Origin of the sequence: Caballeronia sp. S22 (assembly GCF_964261745.1) — a bacterium.
Taxonomy (GTDB): domain Bacteria; phylum Pseudomonadota; class Gammaproteobacteria; order Burkholderiales; family Burkholderiaceae; genus Caballeronia; species Caballeronia jiangsuensis.
Genome location: NZ_OZ180038.1, coordinates 711,119 through 729,010, shown reverse-complemented (window position 1 = coordinate 729,010; position 17,892 = coordinate 711,119). Strand labels below are relative to the sequence as shown.

The following is a 17,892-nucleotide window of genomic DNA, read 5'->3' as shown; positions in this document are numbered from 1 at the left end:
TCCGTCGATAATGACCGCTCCAGAACAGCCGGCGTCGAACCAGAACTGCATGACCGCCAATCTTTCCACCGTCTGGGGCGACGATTACCGGCGTTGGCTCGCCGATCTGAAACTACGCGTCGAGCGGGCGCGCCAGCGTGCCGCAGCCAGCGCGAACCGCGAACTCGTCACGTTGTATTGGCAAATTGGTCGCGACATTCTGGATCGCCAGCGACGACAAGGCTGGGGTGCCGGCGTCATCGATCAGCTCGCGCGTGACCTGAAATCCGCGTTTCCCGACATGCGCGGCTTCTCGGTGCGTAATCTCAAGTACATGCGCGCACTGGCGCAGGCGTGGCCGGACGAGGAATTCGTGCAGCAGCCTGCTGCACAATTGCCGTGGTTCCATCTCTGCACACTGCTGGACAAGCTGAAGAACCCTGACGACCGGAGCTGGTACGCGGCAAAGGCGCTCGAGCACGGCTGGTCGCGTCAGGTTCTCGTGATGCAGATCGAGACTCTCGCGCACGCGCGCAACGGTAGCGCCGTCACGAATTTTGGCGAGCGGCTGCCGCCGCCGCAATCCGATCTGGCGCGCGACGCGCTGAAAGATCCGTATATCTTCGATTTCCTCGGATTGACCGAGAACGCGCAGGAACGCGATATCGAACAGGCGCTCACGCGTCACATCACGCGGTTTCTGCTGGAACTGGGGGCGGGTTTTGCTTTTGTCGGCCGGCAATACCGGCTCGACGTGGGCGGCGACGAGTTTTTCATCGATCTGCTCTTCTACCACCTGAAGCTGCGCTGCTACGTGGTCGTCGAACTGAAAACGACGCCGTTCAAACCGGAATACGCGGGCCAGCTCAATTTCTACCTGTCCGCCGTCGATGCGCAACTCAAAGCGCCCGACGATCAGCCGACGATCGGGCTTTTGCTGTGCAAGGAGAAGAACCGGCTCGTCGCCGAATATGCGCTGCGAGGCGTCGCTAACCCGATAGGCGTGGCCGAATATCAACTGCTTCGGGAAGTTCCGGCGTCGCTGGAGACCACGCTGCCGTCGATAGACCGGATCGAGGCCGAATTGCGCGGTGAAATGCCGGACGAGCGCTAGCGCAGAGAGTGGGAAAAAAGGCCAAAAAAAAGCCCGCTTCAGTTGAGCGGGCTTGAATCCACATCGGTTGAGACATGGAGGAGACAGGTGTAAGTATAAACCCTTAAGCCTCCGAGTCAACACCTAAAACAAAAAAAATCGCAATCGGATTTGTACCGCAGCAAATTTGCAACACTTTGTCGCCGTTCACTGCTTGCCGAGGCTGTGGTAGTACGCCGCCAGATTGGCGACATCCGCGTCCGACAAGGTTTTCGCCATCATCGACATCATCTCGTTCTTGCGCTCGCCCGAGCGGAAATCGTTGAGCGCCTTCACGAGATATTCCTCCGTCTGCCCGGCGAGATTGGGCGCTTCCGGCAGTTTCGACATGCCGTCGATGCCGTGACACGCCGCGCATGCCGTCGCTTTCGCACGCCCGGCTTTGACATCGCCGGCGGCGAACGCGGCGTGCGACACCGCCGCGAGCACGCTCGCCAGCATTGCCGCCGTCAACGCGCTCCTCATTTGGCCCCCGTATACGAGATGCGATAGATCGCGCCCGCGTAATCGTCGGAGACGAGCAGCGAGCCGTCCTGCAGCATCTGCACGTCGACGGGGCGGCCCATGTACTCGCCGGTCGACGTGAGCCAGCCTTCCGCGAAGACTTCCGCTTCGCCGGCGGTGCCGTCGTCCTTGATCGGGATGAACATGAGGCGCGCGCCGATCGGCTTGGTGCGGTTCCAGGAGCCGTGCTCCGCATCGAAGACGCCGCCCTGATACTTCTGCGGGAACATCTTGCCGTTATAGAACGACATGCCGAGATCGGCGGCGTGCGCGGCGAACTCGACCTGCGGGAAAACGACGCCCGCCGGCGGATTCTGATCCTTGTACTCGACCGTGCGCACCTTGCCGCCGCCGTACCACGGGAAGCCGAAATTCTCGCCGCCCTTGGTCGCGTGGTTCAGCTCGCCGGGCGGGATGTCGTCGCCCATGCCGTCGACCTGGTTATCGGTGAACCAGAGCGTCTTGTCCTTCGGATTGAAATCGAGGCCGACCGAATTGCGCACGCCATGCGCATACACTTCGCGGTTCTTGCCGTCCTGATCCAGACGGATGATGCCGGCGAGCCCGTTGCGATCGAGCTCCGTGAGCTTGTCCTTCGGCGGCACGTTCCACGGCTGGCCGAGCGCGACGTACAGCTTCTTGTCCGGCCCGATGCGGCAGTAGCGCGCGCCGTGATTGAAGCTTTCGAACTGCGTCGGAATCAGCTTGCCCTGCGGGACGACGACCGCCGCCGCGACATCCGGTCCGCCTTCGCCGAAGAACTGCGCGGCCGGGAAGCCCAGCACGCGATTCTGCTCGACCACGTAGAGCACGCCGTCCGGCGAGAAGCACACGCCATTGGGCACCTTGAACGTCACCGACGACGCGAACTGCACCACATCGCTCGCGACGCGCTGCTTGGTCCGATCGGTCACCTGCCACACGCGATTCTTGCGCGTGCCGACGAACACCACGCCCGTCGAAGGCTCGATCGCCATCGCGCGGGCTTCCGGCACCACCGCGTACAGCTCGATCTTGAAGCCCGGCGGCAGCTTGATCTGTTCGAGATTCTTGCGCAGCGCGTCGGCGGTCTGGCCGGCTTGCGGGACGGTTTCCGCCGGCGTGGCGTTGCCGGTCTGACGGAAGTTCGAAAGCGTGTTGACGTTGTCCTGCGCGGCGTTCGCATACGGCAGGCAGGCGAACATTGCACCGACGGCCAGCGGCAAAAGCTTCAGCGTTGCATTCATCTGGTTTGTCTCCTGTTGTTTTCGACCGGTTCGGGCGCTTCGACGCCGTGGACCGGTTCCATGCAAAGCAAGACTCCTTGGGAAATTGCACTGAACGACATACGACTACGATCGCCGAAGCGCGCGGCCGGAAACGACCGGACGCGAACGCCGCGACGCTGCCTGCAGTGAAACAATCTTAGGATAGAAAACGCTTATGTAAGCATTGGATGACTAATTTTCGGGGCCGCGCAGCGATCCATGCGGCATCTATTTCCGGCCGTCGAAAAGAAACACGTCGGAGCGATTCGGGCTCGGCAGCGCCACAATGAGGCGCGCGCTGTCGAGCACCGCGTTACCGGTCACGGTCGCATCGGGAAGCGGGCAGGGCGCGGGGCCGAACGTCACCGAGACGTCGTATGCGTTCGCTCCTTCGTGCGGCGCGGCCGTGCCCTTGAAGATGCAGCCGGATGTCGTCGTGCCGGCCAGATAGCCGTCGCCCGCGATCGTGATGCGTGTCTGCGTCGTGCCGCCGAGCGCCATGCCGCGCCCGCTATACAGTCCGCCGAGGTTGGCGCGGGTCGGCGCGATATCGAGTATCGTCGCGGCGCTGGCGGAGAACGCAAGCCCCGCGCTGCCGTCCTTGTTCGCGACGGTTCCGTCGACAGCCGGCGCGTGCGCGAAGTCCGCGTTGAACACGGCCGGCGATGCGCTCCCCCGGCCGATGCGGTAGTCGAATGCGGAGTCGCTGGCGAAGCGCCCGTTGCCCGACTGCGCGCCGTTCTTCGCGACCGCGACTCCTGCGAGTCCCGTGCCGCCCGCGCCGCCGTAGAAGAGATACGCGGTGCCGTCGAAGAGCATGAGCAGGGTGGCTTCGGCGGTGCTGCCTTTGAGCGTGCCTTTGTAGATGCCGCCTGAGGGCAGCGTGGTCGTCGTGGTGCCGGGCGGTGGTGGCGTGTTGGAGCCGCCGGTGGAACACGCAGCGAGAGCGACGGCGCAAACCACCAGGGGAATCGCGTTTCTTGTCATTCAGGACTCCGGTCGCGAGCGGTGAGAGTTCTGTATAAGCGCTTCAATCATGAAGGTCAAGCGCGCCGCGCGCCATCATTCAGCGCTCATTCAGCCTCTTTACGATGCATTCCATGGCAACGCGACACACGCAGCGCGAGCCGAACCCAACAAAGACATCGTCCGATCTGAGGAGCAAAAAATGAACAAATCGACTATCGCGGTATGCGCGCTCGCCGTCGCCTGCACGGTGGGGATGAGCGGTTGTGCGTCGATGGGCAGTTCCGCCGACGTGTACAACAGCATGCAGACGCAGCACGAAGAAACCGTGCGCATGGCGACCGTCGAAAGCGTGCGCGGCGTGACGATCGAAAACAACGACGGCCAGTCGAGCCCGCTCGGTGCGCTCGGCGGCGGCCTGCTCGGCGCGGTCGCGGGCAGCGCGGTCGGGGGCGGACACGGCTCGTTGCTCGCGGGCGTGATCGGTGGACTGGCCGGCGCGGTGGCGGGCGATCAGGTGCAGGACCATCTCGAACGGCAGAAGGGACTCGAGATCACGGTGCGGCTCGACAACGGCGACCTGCGCGCGATCACCCAGGCCGCCGATGGCCAGATGTTCTATGCCGGCCAGCGCGTGCGGCTCCTGTCGAGCGGCGGCATCACGCGCGTGACGGCCTGACGCTGTACACCACGACGAACCGGCTCTGGCCGGTTGCGTCGCACGAAGGCTCCTAGAAACGCGAGAAGAGGCCGCTCATCGAAGCGGCCTCTTGAATTTTCGTGCGTGTGTCTGCCGCCTGGCTTCAACGATAAATCGATGCCCGCGTGCCGCTCTTCACGCGATCCCAGATCTGCTCGTCGGTGAGTGTCGTTTCGATCAGCTCGACGGGCGCTTCGCCGTCTCGAATCACCGCGACGCGAAAGCCGTCGATCGGTTCGTAAGGGCCGAGCAGCACGAGCTTGCCTTCGATCGCTTTCGTCAGATCGCTGACCTTGAACGCGGCATGCGGTACGGTACGCATCAATTCGGGCAGCATGCTGCTTTCTTCGAAACGGTGATATTGCACGCGCGTGAGTTCGCAATCGGCGTCGCTCGTATGCATGCGGAACTGCGCGCTGTAGCGTTCGCCTTCGCGCGGCTCGCGCGTCGGGATGCCCATGTGATGGAACTCATACGTGACGCCGTTTCGGATGAACATCGGGTGCTCCAGCGGTTCGGATTCAATACGCGCCGGCCATCGGCAAAAGCAGATAGGGCAGGAGGTCTTCGTAGCGCATCGGCTCGGGCGAGGCGATTGCGTCGGCGCGCGTGTCTTCGGACGATGCATCGCGCTCGCCGTCCCCCGCGATCAGCGATGCGGCCACGATGGGCGTCGGTTCGATCTTCATCTCTCCCTCCTGTCATGCAGCGTGTGAGAGGAAGTTTGATCGGGGAGAATTAGACGATCGTGAGGGCGCGTCTCCGCGTCTTTCCCGCTGCCCGAAAGGAGGCCATCTGGCAAACGCTCGCTCCGTGTCGAAGCCGCGCATCGTCATCTTCGGCGCATTCGATCGCCACAACTTCGGCGACATGCTGTTCGCGCACGTCGTCGCGCATCTGCTTGCGGAGCGTCGTCCGGATGTCGAACCGATATTCGCCGGATGCGGGCGGCGCGACTTGCGCGCGCGCGGCGGTCACGACGTCGCCGCGCTTTCGCAACTGGCAAAGCGCTGCTGCGACGAACCCATCGCGCTGATTCACGCGGGCGGCGAACTGCTAACGTGCGACGCATGGGAAGCGGCCGTGATGCTACAGACGCCCGAAGAAGCGCAAACCCGCATCGCCCGATACGGTTCGCGCGCGGTAGACCGCGACGCATGGACGCGCGCCGAACTCGGAACGGATGCGCTCGCGCCCTATGTCATCGGCCGGGAGACGTTCGGGCAGGCCGCGGCGATCTGCTTCAACGCGATCGGCGGCGCGACGCTCGACGCTCGCGAAGCCGCGTTGCGCGAGGAAGTGCTGACCAAGCTTCGATCGGCTGACCAGATCAGCGTGCGGGACGCGCAAACGCAAGCCGCGTTGAAGCGCGCGGGCATCGATGCGCAACTCGTGCCGGACCCGGCATCGATGGTCGCCGAGCTTTTCGATGCGCGCATCCGGACACATTCGGACGCACGCCGCGGCTATCTGGCGGTTCAGTTCAGCGCGGATTTCGGCGATGACGCGACGCTCGCGCAGATCGCGCATCAACTGGATGTGCTCGGCAAAACGACGGGGCTCGGCATCGTGCTGTTTCGTACGGGCGCGGCGCCGTGGCACGACGACATCGCGGTCTACGCGCGCCTCGCCGCACGCATGCGCCACGCGGACGTGACGATCTTCGAGTCGCTGAACGTCTGGGACATCTGCGCGCTGATCGCGAACAGCGATGGTTTCGCGGGCAGCAGCCTGCACGGCCGGATCGTCGCGATGACGTACGGCTTGCCGCGCGTGAATTTCGAGCACGCGGATGCCGCTAAGCAGCGCGCGTATGTGTCGACGTGGGAGATCGCGGACGCGCCGGGCGTCGTGCCGATCACAGACCTGTATGCGGCGATGCGCGACGCACTGGCGATGGATCGCGCGACGCTTCGTGACAAGGCATCGTCGCTGGCGAAGGCGTATCGCGCGGGATTCGAACCTATCGCGCAGTGTGCGCTTCGGTCATGAAGCCGCGAAATCCAGATACGCCCTGACCGCCGCCGCGCGCTCGAAGCGGCGGTAGACCATCGCCACTTCCGACGGCACCGCTTTCCCTGCGATTTCCCGATACTCCACGCCCGGCACCGTCACGCACTGCGCGAGCGAGCGCGGCACGACAGCGACATCGCCGCCCAGCGACACATGCGCGAGCACGTCCGCGAGCGTGCCCGGCTGCGCGACGACCCGCGCCGTGAAGCGCCCGCGCCGCGCCACTTCGAGCGTGCCGGATTCCTGCTCGGGCACCACGAACGACTGATCGCACAGTTGCGCCGGCGTGATGACGCTCGACGCCGCCAGCGGCGAATCGGCCGGCAATGCGACGATGAACGCATCGCGATGCACGGTGCGCGCCTCGACGCCTTCCGGGTACGGCACCGGTGGCCGCACATAGGCGATATCGATGCGCCCTTCCATCAACAGCGCGCCGGCCTCGCGCATCACGATTTCCTCGATGCCAATCTCGACGAGCGGATAACGCGCCCGAAAACCGCGCACGGTAGCCTGCAGCACACCCGAATAAACCGCCGACCCGACATAGCCGATGACGATCTTCCCCAGTTCTCCGCGCTCCGCCAGCGCCGCGCGTTCGGCACCGCGCGCGAGATGATCGAGTGCGCTGACGGCCTCGCCGAGATAGGCCTCGCCGGCCGCCGTCAGCGCGACCGATCGCTTCGTCCGATGAAAAAGCCGCACGCCGAGCAGCCGTTCGGCTTCCTGAATCTGCTTGGTGAGCGCGGGCGGCGCGATGCCGAGCTCGTCCGCCGCGCGCGCGAAATGCAGATGCCGGGCGACGCTGAGAAAACAGCGCACATGACGCAACTCGACAGGCATGTCCGTATTCACGAATTCGATAATTATTCGACGATTCTATGCCAATGACAGGAAAGACGGACGCCACTAGCATCGGAAGACTCTTTCGCTTTCATCGTGCACGCCATGTCGAACACATCCGGGAACCGCTTCGTCCTGCTCACCGCGTCCGCGACGTGTGCGCTGATCACGCTCGACACGAACGTCGTCGCGGTGGCGCTGCCGTCCATCGCACGCGATTTTCACGCCGGTTTCGCCGATGTCGAATGGGTCGTCAGCGCGTACATGGTCGCGTTCGCCGCGTGCCTGCTGCCCGCGGGCGCGCTCGCCGACCGCATCGGCCGCAAGAAAATGCTGATCGCGGGCCTCGCCGTGTTCTCTCTGGCGTCGCTCGGTTGCGGCCTCGCGCCATCCGCGCTGGCGCTGAACCTCGCGCGCGCGGCGAAGGGCCTCGGCGCAGCGATGCTGCTGACGTCCGCGCTCGCGATCATCGCGAACACGTTTCACGAAGGCGCGGCGCGCGCCCGCGCGTGGGCGGTGTGGGGCACGTGCATGGGCGTATCGACGACCATCGCGCCGCTCGTCGGCGGCGTCATCACGCAATGGGCGGGCTGGCGCTGGATCTTCCTGATGAATCTGCCGATCTGCGCGGTGCTCGCGACATGCGCCTGGCGCGGCATGCGCGAATCGCGCAATCCACATGCGGGATCGCTCGATCTCGCCGGCAGCGCGCTCTTTGCCGCCGCGCTCGCGCTCGGCATCTGGGCGCTGATCGACGCGCAGGCCGACGGCTGGACGGACTGGCGCACTGTGGCGCGCCTCGCCGCGTGCGTGGTGCTCTTCATCTTTTTCGTGCGGGTGCAGCGTTCGCGCGCACACGCGATGATCGACCTCGCGCTGTTCCGCCAGCCGCGCTTCGTCGCCGCCGTGCTCGCGATGTTCGGCTACGCGGCGTGCGCGCAAGTGATGATGACCTTCCTGCCGCTCTACTTGCAGAACGCGTTCGGCTTGCCGGCGGTGCGCGCGGGCCTCGGAATGCTGCCCTTCGCGATCGCGATGGTCGTCGGTCCGCATATCGGCGCGTCGCTGAGCAGGCGTGTCCCTCCGATGATGCTTCTGACGCTCGGCCTCGCGACCATCGGCGCGGGCAATCTCCTGACGGCGCTTTTCGCGGGCATGTCGAGTTACGCGATGATCGCGGTCGGCATGATCGTCACGGGTCTCGGCGCGGGCGTGCTCAACGGCGATACGCAGAAGGCGATCATGGCCTGCGTGCCGCCGAACCGCACGGGCATGGCTTCAGGCATCAGCACGACGACGCGCTTCACCGCGATCGTAACGTCGGTGGGCGTGCTGGGCGCCGTGCTCGCGACGCGCACGCACGCCGCGCTCGATACCCACGCGTCGAGCCTCGCCGATCCGCAACGCGTGCTCGATGCCACGTTCCTCTCGCGCCTGCTCGCCGGCGATCTCGCGCATGCGGGCGGAAGCCTCGCCGGGCCGCAGGGCGTGGCGATCATGCGGATCGCGCGGGAGAGTTTCGCGAGCGGCTTCGCGGCATCGCTCGGCGTGGCGGGCGTTTGCGCGCTGACGATCGCGGCGGCGGTCTGGCTGCTCGCGGGCCGTGCGACTGTCGAGGGCGGCGCGACGGGATCGGCGCTGGCCGAATGACGCGAGCTGAACGGCTCGCCGCACGCCACGTTCCGTCCTATCCTTCTTCTGGCGCCATTGAACGGAGTGATCACGCAATGAACAGCCTGGAAGGAAAAATCGTCGCCGTCACGGGCGGCTTCGGCAGTCTGGGGCTCGCGACGGCGCGCGTGCTCGCCGAGCGCGGTGCGCGCGTCGCGTTGATCGGCCACGGAGGACCATCGGACGCATTGCCCGCGCCGCTCGCCGATGCGTGTGTCGTCACCGGCATCGATCTGACGGATGCGAAGTCGGCGCAGAAGGCCATCGACACCATCGTTCAGCAGACGGGCGGCCTGTACGCGCTCGTGAACGTGGCGGGCGCGTTCAGCTGGGAAACGATCGCGGATGGCAGCGCCGACACCTGGCAATCGATGTTCGACGTCAACGTGAAGACTGCGCTCAACGCATCGAAGGCGGCGCTCGTGCAATTGAGCGCGAAGGAGGGCGGGCGCATCGTCAATATCGGCGCGCTCGCGGCGATGAAAGCGGGCATGGGCATGGGCGCCTACGCGGCATCGAAGGCCGCGCTGCTGCGGCTGACCGAAGCGCTCGCGGAGGAGCTTAAGGACAAGGGCGTCACGGTGAACGCGGTGTTGCCGTCGATCATCGATACCGCGCCGAATCGCCGCGACATGCCCGACGCGGATTTCGCCCGCTGGGTGAAGCCGGAGGAACTCGGCGCGGTGATCGCGTTCCTGCTTTCGCCCGATGCGCAATGCATCACGGGCGCGGCGATTCCGGTGACGGGACGCGTCTGACGCTCAGCGGGTCTGCGCCTTGAACGTTTCACCCCGCATGCCCGCGCGATCCACGGCCGCGATGCGATTGCGGCCGTTGTCCTTCGCCTGATACAACTGCGCGTCGGTGAGATTGATGAACGCCGTGACGTCCATGCGTTCGCCGGGCACGACGGTACCCACGCCGAAGCTCGCCGTCACTTGCTGATCGTGCGGCGAGCGCACGTGCGGGATCGCTTTCTCGGCGATCAGCGCGCGGCAACGCTCCGCGATGCGCATCGCGGCTTCGGCGTCGGTATCGGCGAGGATCAGCGCGAATTCCTCGCCGCCGAAGCGACCGAGGAAGTGTTGCGGACCGGCCGCTTCGCCGAGCACGCCGGCGATGCGCTTCAGGCATTCGTCGCCCTGAACGTGGCCGTAATAGTCGTTGTACGACTTGAAGAAGTCGATATCGATCATGACGAGCGACAGCGGCGTGCCCGATTCCTTCGCGGCATTCCATTCGCGCGCCATCACGTCGTCGAAACGGCGGCGATTGCCGACGCCCGTCAGGCTGTCGCTGAACGACAGGCGCTCCAGTTCCTGCTGCAATTGCGCGAGCTTTTCCTCGGTGCGCTTGCGTTCGCTGATATCGAACATGAAGCCGATCAGCGCCTCGACCTCGCCTTTCTCGTTGCGTTCGACGTGCACGACGTCGCGCAGCCACACGTAGCCGCCGTCGCGGGTGAGCGCGCGGTAATCGGCCTCGTGATCCGTGCCGGCTTTGGATTGCGAAACGCAGAAGGTGACGACGGCTTCGCGGTCGTCCGGATGCATGCGCTCGGCCCAGTCGTGGACCGTTTTCCACGATGACGGGGCCCAGCCGAGCAGCGACTCGATCTGCGGCCCGATGTAGGCAAATTTCATCGTCGCCCAGTCGATCTTCCAGGGAATCGCCTTGGTCGATTCCAGCAGCGTGCGATAGACGGCGTGATCGTCCTCGCCGAGTGCGCGGTCGGGTGGCGCGAGGGTGTCTTCGTGGCGCAGGAATGCGGCCTTGAGCGGGGTTGCGGAGGGGGCGCGATTCATTGTGGGGGGAACGGGAGGCTGGGGTGGCGGATGGGTGTGTTAACGGCAGGGGCGGAGGATTCTGAAGGGTGACGATGCGGGCGCGGGGTTTTGGACTTTTCGAATGTCGAGAGGAGGAGGAGGCGGCGTGGTTACCGAGCGGGAACGATGGATTCTTAGCACGCGCCTCGCGAGTTGCCTCGTTTCCGAACGGATACGAAGCTCAATTTTCTTGCGTAGAATCATATCCCCGTTCCCGAGCGGATACCAAACGGGCTTCTATGGCTTGCGTCGTGGCATAATATTCCCGAGCGGGAACGGAGAGTGAGATGACCGACCATCGAGACCAGATAACCGACGTTGTTGCATTGGGTGCGCTTGTGCGCGCCGTGCGCATCGCACAAGGCTTCAAGCGGGATGAGCTGGCAACAGCGACTGGCCTGTCGCCCAAATTCATCACTCACGTGGAGTCAGGAAAATCAACGGCTCAGGTCGGGAAGGTGTTGCAGTTGCTCAACGAACTCGGCATGCGTTTCTATGTGGAGACGCCCGGCACGACTTTTACGAAAGAAAGCCTCAACGCCGCAATGAAGCGGCGCCGGTCGCGCCGAACCACTCCACCTGAGGCAACCTAGTCATGGCGTCCCGAACTTTGATTGCATACTCCAACGGGCGACGCGTCGGTACGCTGATTGATGAGAACGGTATTTGGAGCTTCGGCTACGATCCCGACTGGGTCGCAGCAAAGGATGCCTTTCCCTTGTCGCCGGCTTTTCCGCTGAACAGTGTCCGCGTCGTCGATGGCTCGTCAGAGCGTCCCGTGCAGTGGTTCTTCGACAACCTGCTTCCAGAAGAAGCTATGCGTGACGCGCTTGCGAAGGAAGCGTCCATGGACGCCAGCGACGCATGGGGATTGCTCGCCTATTACGGACGTGAAACCGCGGGCGCGCTTTCGCTGATGGCTGAGGGCGAAATCGAGCCCAAAGGTGACCGGGTTCCGCTGCCGCTCAACGAACTCGAAAAGCGCATTCAGGCAATGCCGACACTGGCGCTGAGTGCGACTTCGCCGAAGCGCATGTCGGCCGCGGGCGCTCAACAGAAGCTGCTCGTCATCCTGACGGGGAAGCACCCCAAACACGAGTTGTTCGAGCCCGTGGGCGCCGAGCCGTCCATGCATTTGCTCAAGCCGGATATGCGTACGACCGGCTATCCTCATTCGGCAATCAACGAGTTCTTCTGCGCGCGGCTGGCGCGCCAGTTGGGCTTGAACGTGCCCCATACGCATTTCCTGCGCGCGCCTTCGGCCTGTTACGTCATCGACCGATTTGACCGTGACACCGCGAGCACGCCAGCGTCACGAGTTCACATGCTCGATGCGACGCAGCTGCTCAACAAGGACAAGGCATTCAAGTACAACAACGCCAACGCCAAGGCCCTTGCCGAGTGCGTGGCCCTGCTCAGCACGAAGGCGCTTGCCCGACTCGCACTTTTCCGGTGGACTGTGTTCAACATCCTCATCGGTAATGCGGATGCCCATCTGAAGAACGTTTCTTTCTTCTCCCGTGCGAGCGGCTTCGCTCTTGCGCCTTTCTATGACCTTGTGAGCACGGTGGTCTACAACACGCCTTCTTACAATGAACACAGCGAGCCTTGGCCCCACGTGGAGCTTTCCATGCCCATTGGCAACGCGAGGCGGTTCGATGAGGTGTCGCGCGCGAACGTGCTTGCGTTCGCTGAAGAACTCGGAATCCGTGCGTCGGGCGCAAAAAAGGACCTCGAGAAGACGCTGGCCGAACTGCCCGGCGCCATTGAGAGAGCGCGTGAAGAGGTCAACATTATTGCTGAACCCAGTGCTGGCGAGATTCGGCTCCTGGACGGCATCACACATATGCCGCTGAACGAAATGAGTCGAGCCCTCAGTTGATCTCCCGCCCCACCACGAAGTGCACAACCCCCGTCCGCCCTTCCTCAAACGCCGCTTCACAATAAGCCAGATACAGCCCCCAGGTCCGCAAAAACCTCTCATCAAGCCCCAGTGCACGAACCGCATCGACACGCGCTTCAAAAGCACCACGCCAACATCGCAACGTCCGCGCATAATCCGCCCCAAACGACAGCGCCACACAAGCCCCCATCCCCGCCCGCCGCGCCGCACGCACGAACCGCTCCGGACTCGGCAGCATTCCCCCCGGAAAGATCGTCTCCCGAATGAAATCACTCGACGCGCGATAAGCCGAAAATCGCGCATCGTCGATCGTGATCGACTGCACGAGCGCCTTCGCGCCCGGCGCCAGACACCGGCGCAGCGTGCGGAAATACGTCGGCCAGAACCGCTCCCCAACCGCCTCGAACATTTCGATCGACACCACCGCATCGTACTGACCGCGAAGATCGCGATAATCGCGCAACTCGATATCGACGAGCCCGTCCAGTCCTTCACGCGCGATGCGCTCGACGGCGAACGCATGCTGTTCCGACGAGATCGTGACCCCGTGAACGCGAATCCCGAGACGCGCCGCATGCCGCGCAAAACCGCCCCAGCCGCAGCCGATCTCCAGCACGCGCATGCCCGCCGTCAGCCCGAGCGTATCGACGATGCGCTGATACTTCCGATGCTGCGCGGCTTCGAGCGAAAGATCGGCGTCGCCGTCGAACCAGGCGCTCGAATACGTCCACGTCGGATCGAGCCAGAGCGCATAGAACGCATTGCCGATGTCGTAGTGCGCGTGAATGTTGCGTCGGCTTCCCGCGCGCGTGTTCATCCGCAACCGATGCCGCACGTTGTGCCAGCACTGCGCGAAAAATCCGCCCGCGACGGTACGCCCGATCGCCGGCTCGTTGCGGATCGCGAGCCGCAGCAGGGCGCAAGGATCGGGCGTATCGATCCATCCATCGCGATACGCCTCCGCAAAACCGATGTCTCCCGCGCGCAGGATCGCGCGGCAGGCGCGCCAGTCGTGTATGGAAAGATGCGCGGCCGGCTGCATGAGCGGATCGCCGAACACGCAGCGGCCGCCGTCCGGCGTCACGAGCACCAGATGTCCGATGCGGACGCGACGCAGAAGGCCGAGAAAGATCCGTGCCGACAGCGGCATGGACGATGATGCGTAGAAGGACCGCAACAGGTTCATGGTCGGGATTTGGCGGGATTCGGTGGATGCTTGCCGTGAAAGGGCACGCGCTTCATCCATAGCCGCAGCGCCTGCCAGTGAATGCGAACGATGACGCTCGCGGCGAAAAACGGCGCGCGCAGCATCGCGCGCCAGACGAGCGCGCCGGTGAGCGGCCGCGCGGCGAGACCGATCGCGGTGCGAATCAAAAGGCCGTCACCATCGCGATAATCGATCGAGACGGACAGACGATCGCCGTGCCGCCGCACGCGAAACGCGTAATCGCCCGCGACCTCGCAAAAGGGCGAAACATGCAGCGTCTTGCGGCAGACGAGCACGGTGTCATCGGCGATCGGTGCGTGATCCTTCGCGCTCAGCAAGTAGCCGCGATGCTCGCCGAACGTGTTGCGCACATCGGCGTAAAGCGCACGCAGTGCGCCCGCGCGGTCGTAACAGAACCAGAAGCTCACGGGATTGAACGCGTAGCCGAACACGCGCGGGATCGTCAGCAGGTGGATTTCGCCATCGGCGGGAATGCGCGCTTGCGCCAGGCAAGAGCGCATCCAGAGATCGAGATCGCAGTCGTCGCGCGGACCGTAATCGCGCCTGAAAAGAGCAAGCGGCCGAATGCGGTCGATGCCGAACCATGCGCGTCGAAGCGCATCGAGTTGCGCGACGTCGCAATAGACGTAGCTCACCGGATATTCGAAGCGATGCCGCGTCGGGCGCAGCCGTTCGTGCATCACGCGGCCCGTCAGCCATTGCGCCGTTCTCATGGTTTCGCCCATGCCGGCTGCACGCCGAAATCGCGCGCGACGCGCAATGCCGACTTCAGTCCGTCCTCGTGAAAGCCATAGCCGGTCCATGCGCCCGCGTACCACGTGCGGCGCGCGCCCTGAATGCGTGGCAGACGCGTCTGAGCGTCGATGGCGGCAAGATCGAAGAGCGGATGTTCGTATTCGTAGCGGCCGATTTCCGTGCCGGGCGCGGGTTCATCGACGGGATTGAGCGTCAGGACCACGGGCGTCCTGAAAGGCAAGGGTTGAAGCTGGTTGAGCAGATAGCTCACGCAGACCGGCTCGACCGCTTCCCGCACGAGCCCCGCACGCGCGCCGATATAGTTCCAAGCCGACCACACCCGGCGGTTGCGCGGCAGCAGCGCGCGGTCCGTATGCAGCACCGCGCGATTGCCCTGATAGCGCACGGCGCCGAGCAATGCGCGTTCTTCGGCGGATGCGTCGTCGAGCAGGCGAAGGCTCGTCGGTGCGTGCGTGGCGAACACGACGGCATCGAAGCGCTCCGGACCGGCATCGTCGGTCATCACGGTGACGCCTTCGTCGTCGCGGCGAACGCCTCGCACGGGCGTATGCGTGCGCACGTCGTCGAGCGTCGCCGCGATGCGCCGCACATACTCGCGCGCCCCGCCCGCGACCGTCTTCCACGGCGGCCGATGGTTCACCTGCAAGAGCGCGTGATTCAGGCAGAAGCGCAGGAACGTCGCCGCGGGAAAGCGCAGGATGTCGTGCGCCGCGCTCGACCAGATCGCCGCGGCCATCGGCAAAAGATAATGACGTTGAAACGGCGCACCGTAACCGCCTTCGACGAGCAGTTCGCCGACCGAGCAGCGATTCACGCTCACGCGCTCCAGATGCGCGTGCGCCGATGCATTGAAACGCAGGATATCGCGCAGCATGCCGAGAAACGAAGGCGAGAACAGATTGCGCCGCTGCGCGAACACCGTGTTGAGATTCGTGCCCGCCCATTCGAAGCGTCCGCCGTCGAGCGAAACGGAAAACGTCATCTCGCTCCGATGCGCGAGCACGCCGAGCTCGTCGAAGAGCGCGATGAGGTTCGGATACGTGCGGTCATTGAACACGAGAAAGCCCGTATCGACGGGATGCTGCATGCCGTCGAGCGCGACATCGACGGTATGCGTGTGTCCGCCGAGATAATCGGCTGCTTCGAAGAGCGTCACGCGATGCGCGCGCGAGAGCAGATACGCGCTCGCGAGACCGGCGATCCCCGCGCCGATCACCGCGATACGCTGCTGTCTTCCTTTTGTCGATGCATTCATGCCGGGCGGTCTCCTCGCGCCAGAAGGTCTCCTCGCGCCACATGGACGTGGCTGTTTTCAAGAGATACGAGAAGGACGCGCGCGCGGATGCATGCGCGTGTCGTGACGTTGTGACGTCGCGTCACTCGCGCTGACCGGGGCTCTGGAATCCGGGCTGTCCGATCTGTTCGGGCGATTGCGGCACGCGACGGAAACGTGCGATGTCGTAGCCCATCGCGTCGAGGCGCGCCAGTAGCGAGCGATAGACGTCGTCGCTCATCGACGGCTCGCGCGAGAAGATCCAGCCGAGTTTCTTGTTCGGATAGCCGAGGATCGTGTAGCGATAATCCGGATCGACGTAGAGCGTGAGTTGCGTCACGTGGACCGGCCAGAACGGTTGCACGCTCCATTCGCCGCCATCGCTGCCGGGCTTCACGGTGTCGACGAAATGATGCGTCGTTTCCGCTTGTTCGAAGCCGTTCTTGCGGCCGTGAAAGACGTCGTCGATCTTGCCGTCGGGGCGCAGCGACCATTCGACGTGCGTGCCGACGAAGTCACGTTCTGCGAAGTACGGAATGTTCGCGATGACATACCAGCGCCCCATGTAACGCGGCACATCGACGGGCACGGTCTGAAGCGGCTCGCCCGCGCGCGGATTCGGATTAGGCGGGCTCGAACAACTCGCCAGCGCCGCGACGACGCCCGCCGCCACGAGCGCAACGACCAGCACGCGATGTACATTTTTCATATCGTTACCTTCATCGGACGCTTCTCGAACAGAAAATGCGCGACGCCCCATTCGCCGCCGCGCGCGTAGCCGAAGAGTTCGGCGACCGCCATGTAGAACATGCGCCAGCGCTGGAACCAGATCGCGGCCGCATCGCCGTAGACGTCGCGGAGCATCGGCATGACGGTATCGCGTGCGGCATCGAGTGCCGCGAGCCATTGATTCGCAGTACGCGCATAGTGCGTGCCGTTCATCCACCACTGACGCGTCGCGCGCAGATCGTCCTGGAAATGCAGCAGCAAGGAGGCCGAAGGCATCGTGCCGCCGGTGAAGAAATAGCGCGACATCCAGTCGCCGCCGTCGCGCGACGTGAAGTGATACGCAAGCTTCTTGTGCGCGAAGTGGTGGACAAAAAGTCGTCCGTCATCGGCGAGCCAGCGCGCGATCTTCGCGAGCAGCAGGCCGTAGTGTTTCATGTGCTCGAACATCTCGATCGAGACGATTCGATCGAACGGCGCTTCCGCACGCGCGAATTCGAAATCGACGATATCGCCCGTCACGACGCGCACATTGCCGAGCCCGCGCTGCCGCGCCCGCGCTTCGATAAACGCGCGCTGCCCGTGCGAATTCGACAGCGCGACGATCTGCGCGCGCGGATAACGCTGCGCCGCCCACAGCGCAAACGAACCCCAGCCGCAGCCGAGATCCAGAATGCGCTGGCCATCGGCGAGTTGCGCGCGCTCCGCATAGCGTTCGAGCATCGCGAGTTCGGCCTGCGCCAATGACTCGTCGCCGAGCGGATAGAAGCCGCACGAATACTTCAGACGCGGTCCGAGATGCGCCTCGAAGAATGCGTCCGGCAATTCATAGTGCTGGGCGTTGGCGGCTTGCGTATCGATCGCGATCGGGCTCGCGCGCAGTTCGGCGAGCAGGCGTTCGAACGCCTCCATGCGCAGCACGTTGTCGTTTGCGTGTTCGTCGGTGAGACGTTGGCGGATCAGCATGCGCATGCCGGCGCGCACGAGCGCATCGGGCACGAAGCCGCGCTCGCACGCGCGAATGATCCGGCTCTCGTCGTGCGCGGGCATGTCGGCCGGCGTTGCGGGCGTCTCGTGGGCGGTGATGTTTATCGGCATATCGTT

General features: G+C 64.3%; 19 protein-coding genes. 7 read left to right on the top strand and 12 right to left on the bottom strand.

Annotated features, from left to right (window positions below; all coding sequences use genetic code 11):
• Positions 1–49: 49 nt before the first annotated feature.
• Complete coding sequence (locus ACEN42_RS30000; RefSeq protein ID WP_371883982.1) at positions 50–1,093, top strand: YhcG family protein; 1,044 nt, start codon at positions 50–52, stop codon at positions 1,091–1,093.
• A gap of 186 nt (positions 1,094–1,279) precedes the next feature.
• On the opposite strand, the gene ACEN42_RS29995 is transcribed toward ACEN42_RS30000, so the two are convergent.
• From ACEN42_RS29995 to ACEN42_RS29985, 3 genes are all read right to left on the bottom strand, one after another.
• A complete protein-coding gene (locus ACEN42_RS29995; protein ID WP_371883333.1) occupies positions 1,280–1,597 on the bottom strand; it encodes a cytochrome c in 318 nt (105 codons plus the stop codon).
• Complete coding sequence (locus ACEN42_RS29990; RefSeq protein ID WP_371883332.1) at positions 1,594–2,862, bottom strand: sorbosone dehydrogenase family protein; 1,269 nt, start codon at positions 2,860–2,862, stop codon at positions 1,594–1,596. The genes ACEN42_RS29995 and ACEN42_RS29990 overlap by 4 nt, the downstream gene beginning before the upstream one ends.
• 249 nt (positions 2,863–3,111) lie before the next feature.
• Entirely contained in the window at positions 3,112–3,870 is a 759-nt protein-coding gene (locus ACEN42_RS29985; protein WP_371883331.1) for a hypothetical protein, read from the bottom strand.
• 181 nt (positions 3,871–4,051) lie between these two features.
• Here ACEN42_RS29985 and ACEN42_RS29980 point away from each other — a divergent pair, with 181 nt between their 5' ends.
• A complete protein-coding gene (locus ACEN42_RS29980) occupies positions 4,052–4,528 on the top strand; it encodes a glycine zipper 2TM domain-containing protein (RefSeq protein WP_238294478.1) in 477 nt (158 codons plus the stop codon).
• A 124-nt stretch (positions 4,529–4,652) separates the two neighbouring features.
• Here ACEN42_RS29980 and ACEN42_RS29975 read toward each other — a convergent pair whose 3' ends face one another.
• Positions 4,653–5,048 (bottom strand): hypothetical protein, encoded by a 396-nt coding sequence (locus tag ACEN42_RS29975; protein ID WP_371883330.1) that lies wholly within the window; start codon positions 5,046–5,048, stop codon positions 4,653–4,655.
• 22 nt (positions 5,049–5,070) lie between these two features.
• A complete protein-coding gene (locus tag ACEN42_RS29970; protein ID WP_371883329.1) occupies positions 5,071–5,238 on the bottom strand; it encodes a hypothetical protein in 168 nt (55 codons plus the stop codon).
• 124 nt (positions 5,239–5,362) lie between these two features.
• On the opposite strand from ACEN42_RS29970, the gene ACEN42_RS29965 reads away from it, so the two are divergent.
• The gene (locus ACEN42_RS29965) at positions 5,363–6,541 is read left to right on the top strand and encodes a polysaccharide pyruvyl transferase family protein (RefSeq protein WP_371883328.1); all 1,179 of its coding nucleotides are present in this window, start codon (positions 5,363–5,365) and stop codon (positions 6,539–6,541) included.
• Here the strand turns inward: ACEN42_RS29965 and ACEN42_RS29960 are convergent.
• Positions 6,536–7,405 (bottom strand): LysR family transcriptional regulator, encoded by an 870-nt coding sequence (locus ACEN42_RS29960; RefSeq protein ID WP_238294557.1) that lies wholly within the window; start codon positions 7,403–7,405, stop codon positions 6,536–6,538. The two genes, ACEN42_RS29965 and ACEN42_RS29960, sit on opposite strands and share 6 nt — an antisense overlap.
• Positions 7,406–7,510: 105 nt before the next feature.
• On the opposite strand from ACEN42_RS29960, the gene ACEN42_RS29955 reads away from it, so the two are divergent.
• Both ACEN42_RS29955 and ACEN42_RS29950 read left to right on the top strand, forming a co-directional pair.
• Positions 7,511–9,055 carry an MFS transporter gene (locus ACEN42_RS29955; RefSeq protein WP_371883327.1) on the top strand — a complete coding sequence of 515 codons (1,545 nt, stop codon included), beginning with the start codon at positions 7,511–7,513 and terminating at the stop codon, positions 9,053–9,055.
• A 77-nt stretch (positions 9,056–9,132) separates the two neighbouring features.
• The gene (locus tag ACEN42_RS29950) at positions 9,133–9,834 is read left to right on the top strand and encodes an SDR family NAD(P)-dependent oxidoreductase (protein WP_371883326.1); all 702 of its coding nucleotides are present in this window, start codon (positions 9,133–9,135) and stop codon (positions 9,832–9,834) included.
• 3 nt (positions 9,835–9,837) lie between these two features.
• Here the strand turns inward: ACEN42_RS29950 and ACEN42_RS29945 are convergent, their stop codons facing one another.
• Complete coding sequence (locus ACEN42_RS29945; protein WP_371883325.1) at positions 9,838–10,881, bottom strand: diguanylate cyclase domain-containing protein; 1,044 nt, start codon at positions 10,879–10,881, stop codon at positions 9,838–9,840.
• Between the two features lie 308 nt (positions 10,882–11,189).
• On the opposite strand from ACEN42_RS29945, the gene ACEN42_RS29940 reads away from it, so the two are divergent.
• The gene (locus ACEN42_RS29940; protein ID WP_187603796.1) at positions 11,190–11,495 is read left to right on the top strand and encodes a helix-turn-helix domain-containing protein; all 306 of its coding nucleotides are present in this window, start codon (positions 11,190–11,192) and stop codon (positions 11,493–11,495) included.
• Positions 11,496–11,497: 2 nt separating this feature from the next.
• Entirely contained in the window at positions 11,498–12,784 is a 1,287-nt protein-coding gene (locus ACEN42_RS29935; protein WP_238294484.1) for a HipA domain-containing protein, read from the top strand.
• Here the strand turns inward: ACEN42_RS29935 and ACEN42_RS29930 are convergent.
• From ACEN42_RS29930 to ACEN42_RS29910, 5 genes are all read right to left on the bottom strand, one after another.
• On the bottom strand, positions 12,777–13,991 hold the full coding sequence (locus ACEN42_RS29930; protein ID WP_371883324.1) for a class I SAM-dependent methyltransferase: 1,215 nt from the start codon (positions 13,989–13,991) through the stop codon (positions 12,777–12,779). The two genes, ACEN42_RS29935 and ACEN42_RS29930, sit on opposite strands and share 8 nt — an antisense overlap.
• The gene (locus tag ACEN42_RS29925) at positions 13,988–14,758 is read right to left on the bottom strand and encodes a DUF1365 domain-containing protein (RefSeq protein ID WP_371883323.1); all 771 of its coding nucleotides are present in this window, start codon (positions 14,756–14,758) and stop codon (positions 13,988–13,990) included. The genes ACEN42_RS29930 and ACEN42_RS29925 overlap by 4 nt, the downstream gene beginning before the upstream one ends.
• Positions 14,743–16,044, bottom strand: a complete 1,302-nt coding sequence (locus ACEN42_RS29920) for an NAD(P)/FAD-dependent oxidoreductase (protein ID WP_371883322.1) — start codon at positions 16,042–16,044, stop codon at positions 14,743–14,745. The genes ACEN42_RS29925 and ACEN42_RS29920 overlap by 16 nt, the downstream gene beginning before the upstream one ends.
• A gap of 121 nt (positions 16,045–16,165) precedes the next feature.
• The gene (locus ACEN42_RS29915) at positions 16,166–16,771 is read right to left on the bottom strand and encodes a lipocalin family protein (RefSeq protein ID WP_371883321.1); all 606 of its coding nucleotides are present in this window, start codon (positions 16,769–16,771) and stop codon (positions 16,166–16,168) included.
• Positions 16,768–17,838 carry a cyclopropane-fatty-acyl-phospholipid synthase family protein gene (locus ACEN42_RS29910; RefSeq protein WP_371883981.1) on the bottom strand — a complete coding sequence of 357 codons (1,071 nt, stop codon included), beginning with the start codon at positions 17,836–17,838 and terminating at the stop codon, positions 16,768–16,770. Before ACEN42_RS29910 ends, ACEN42_RS29915 begins: the two co-directional genes overlap by 4 nt.
• Positions 17,839–17,892: the final 54 nt, after the last annotated feature.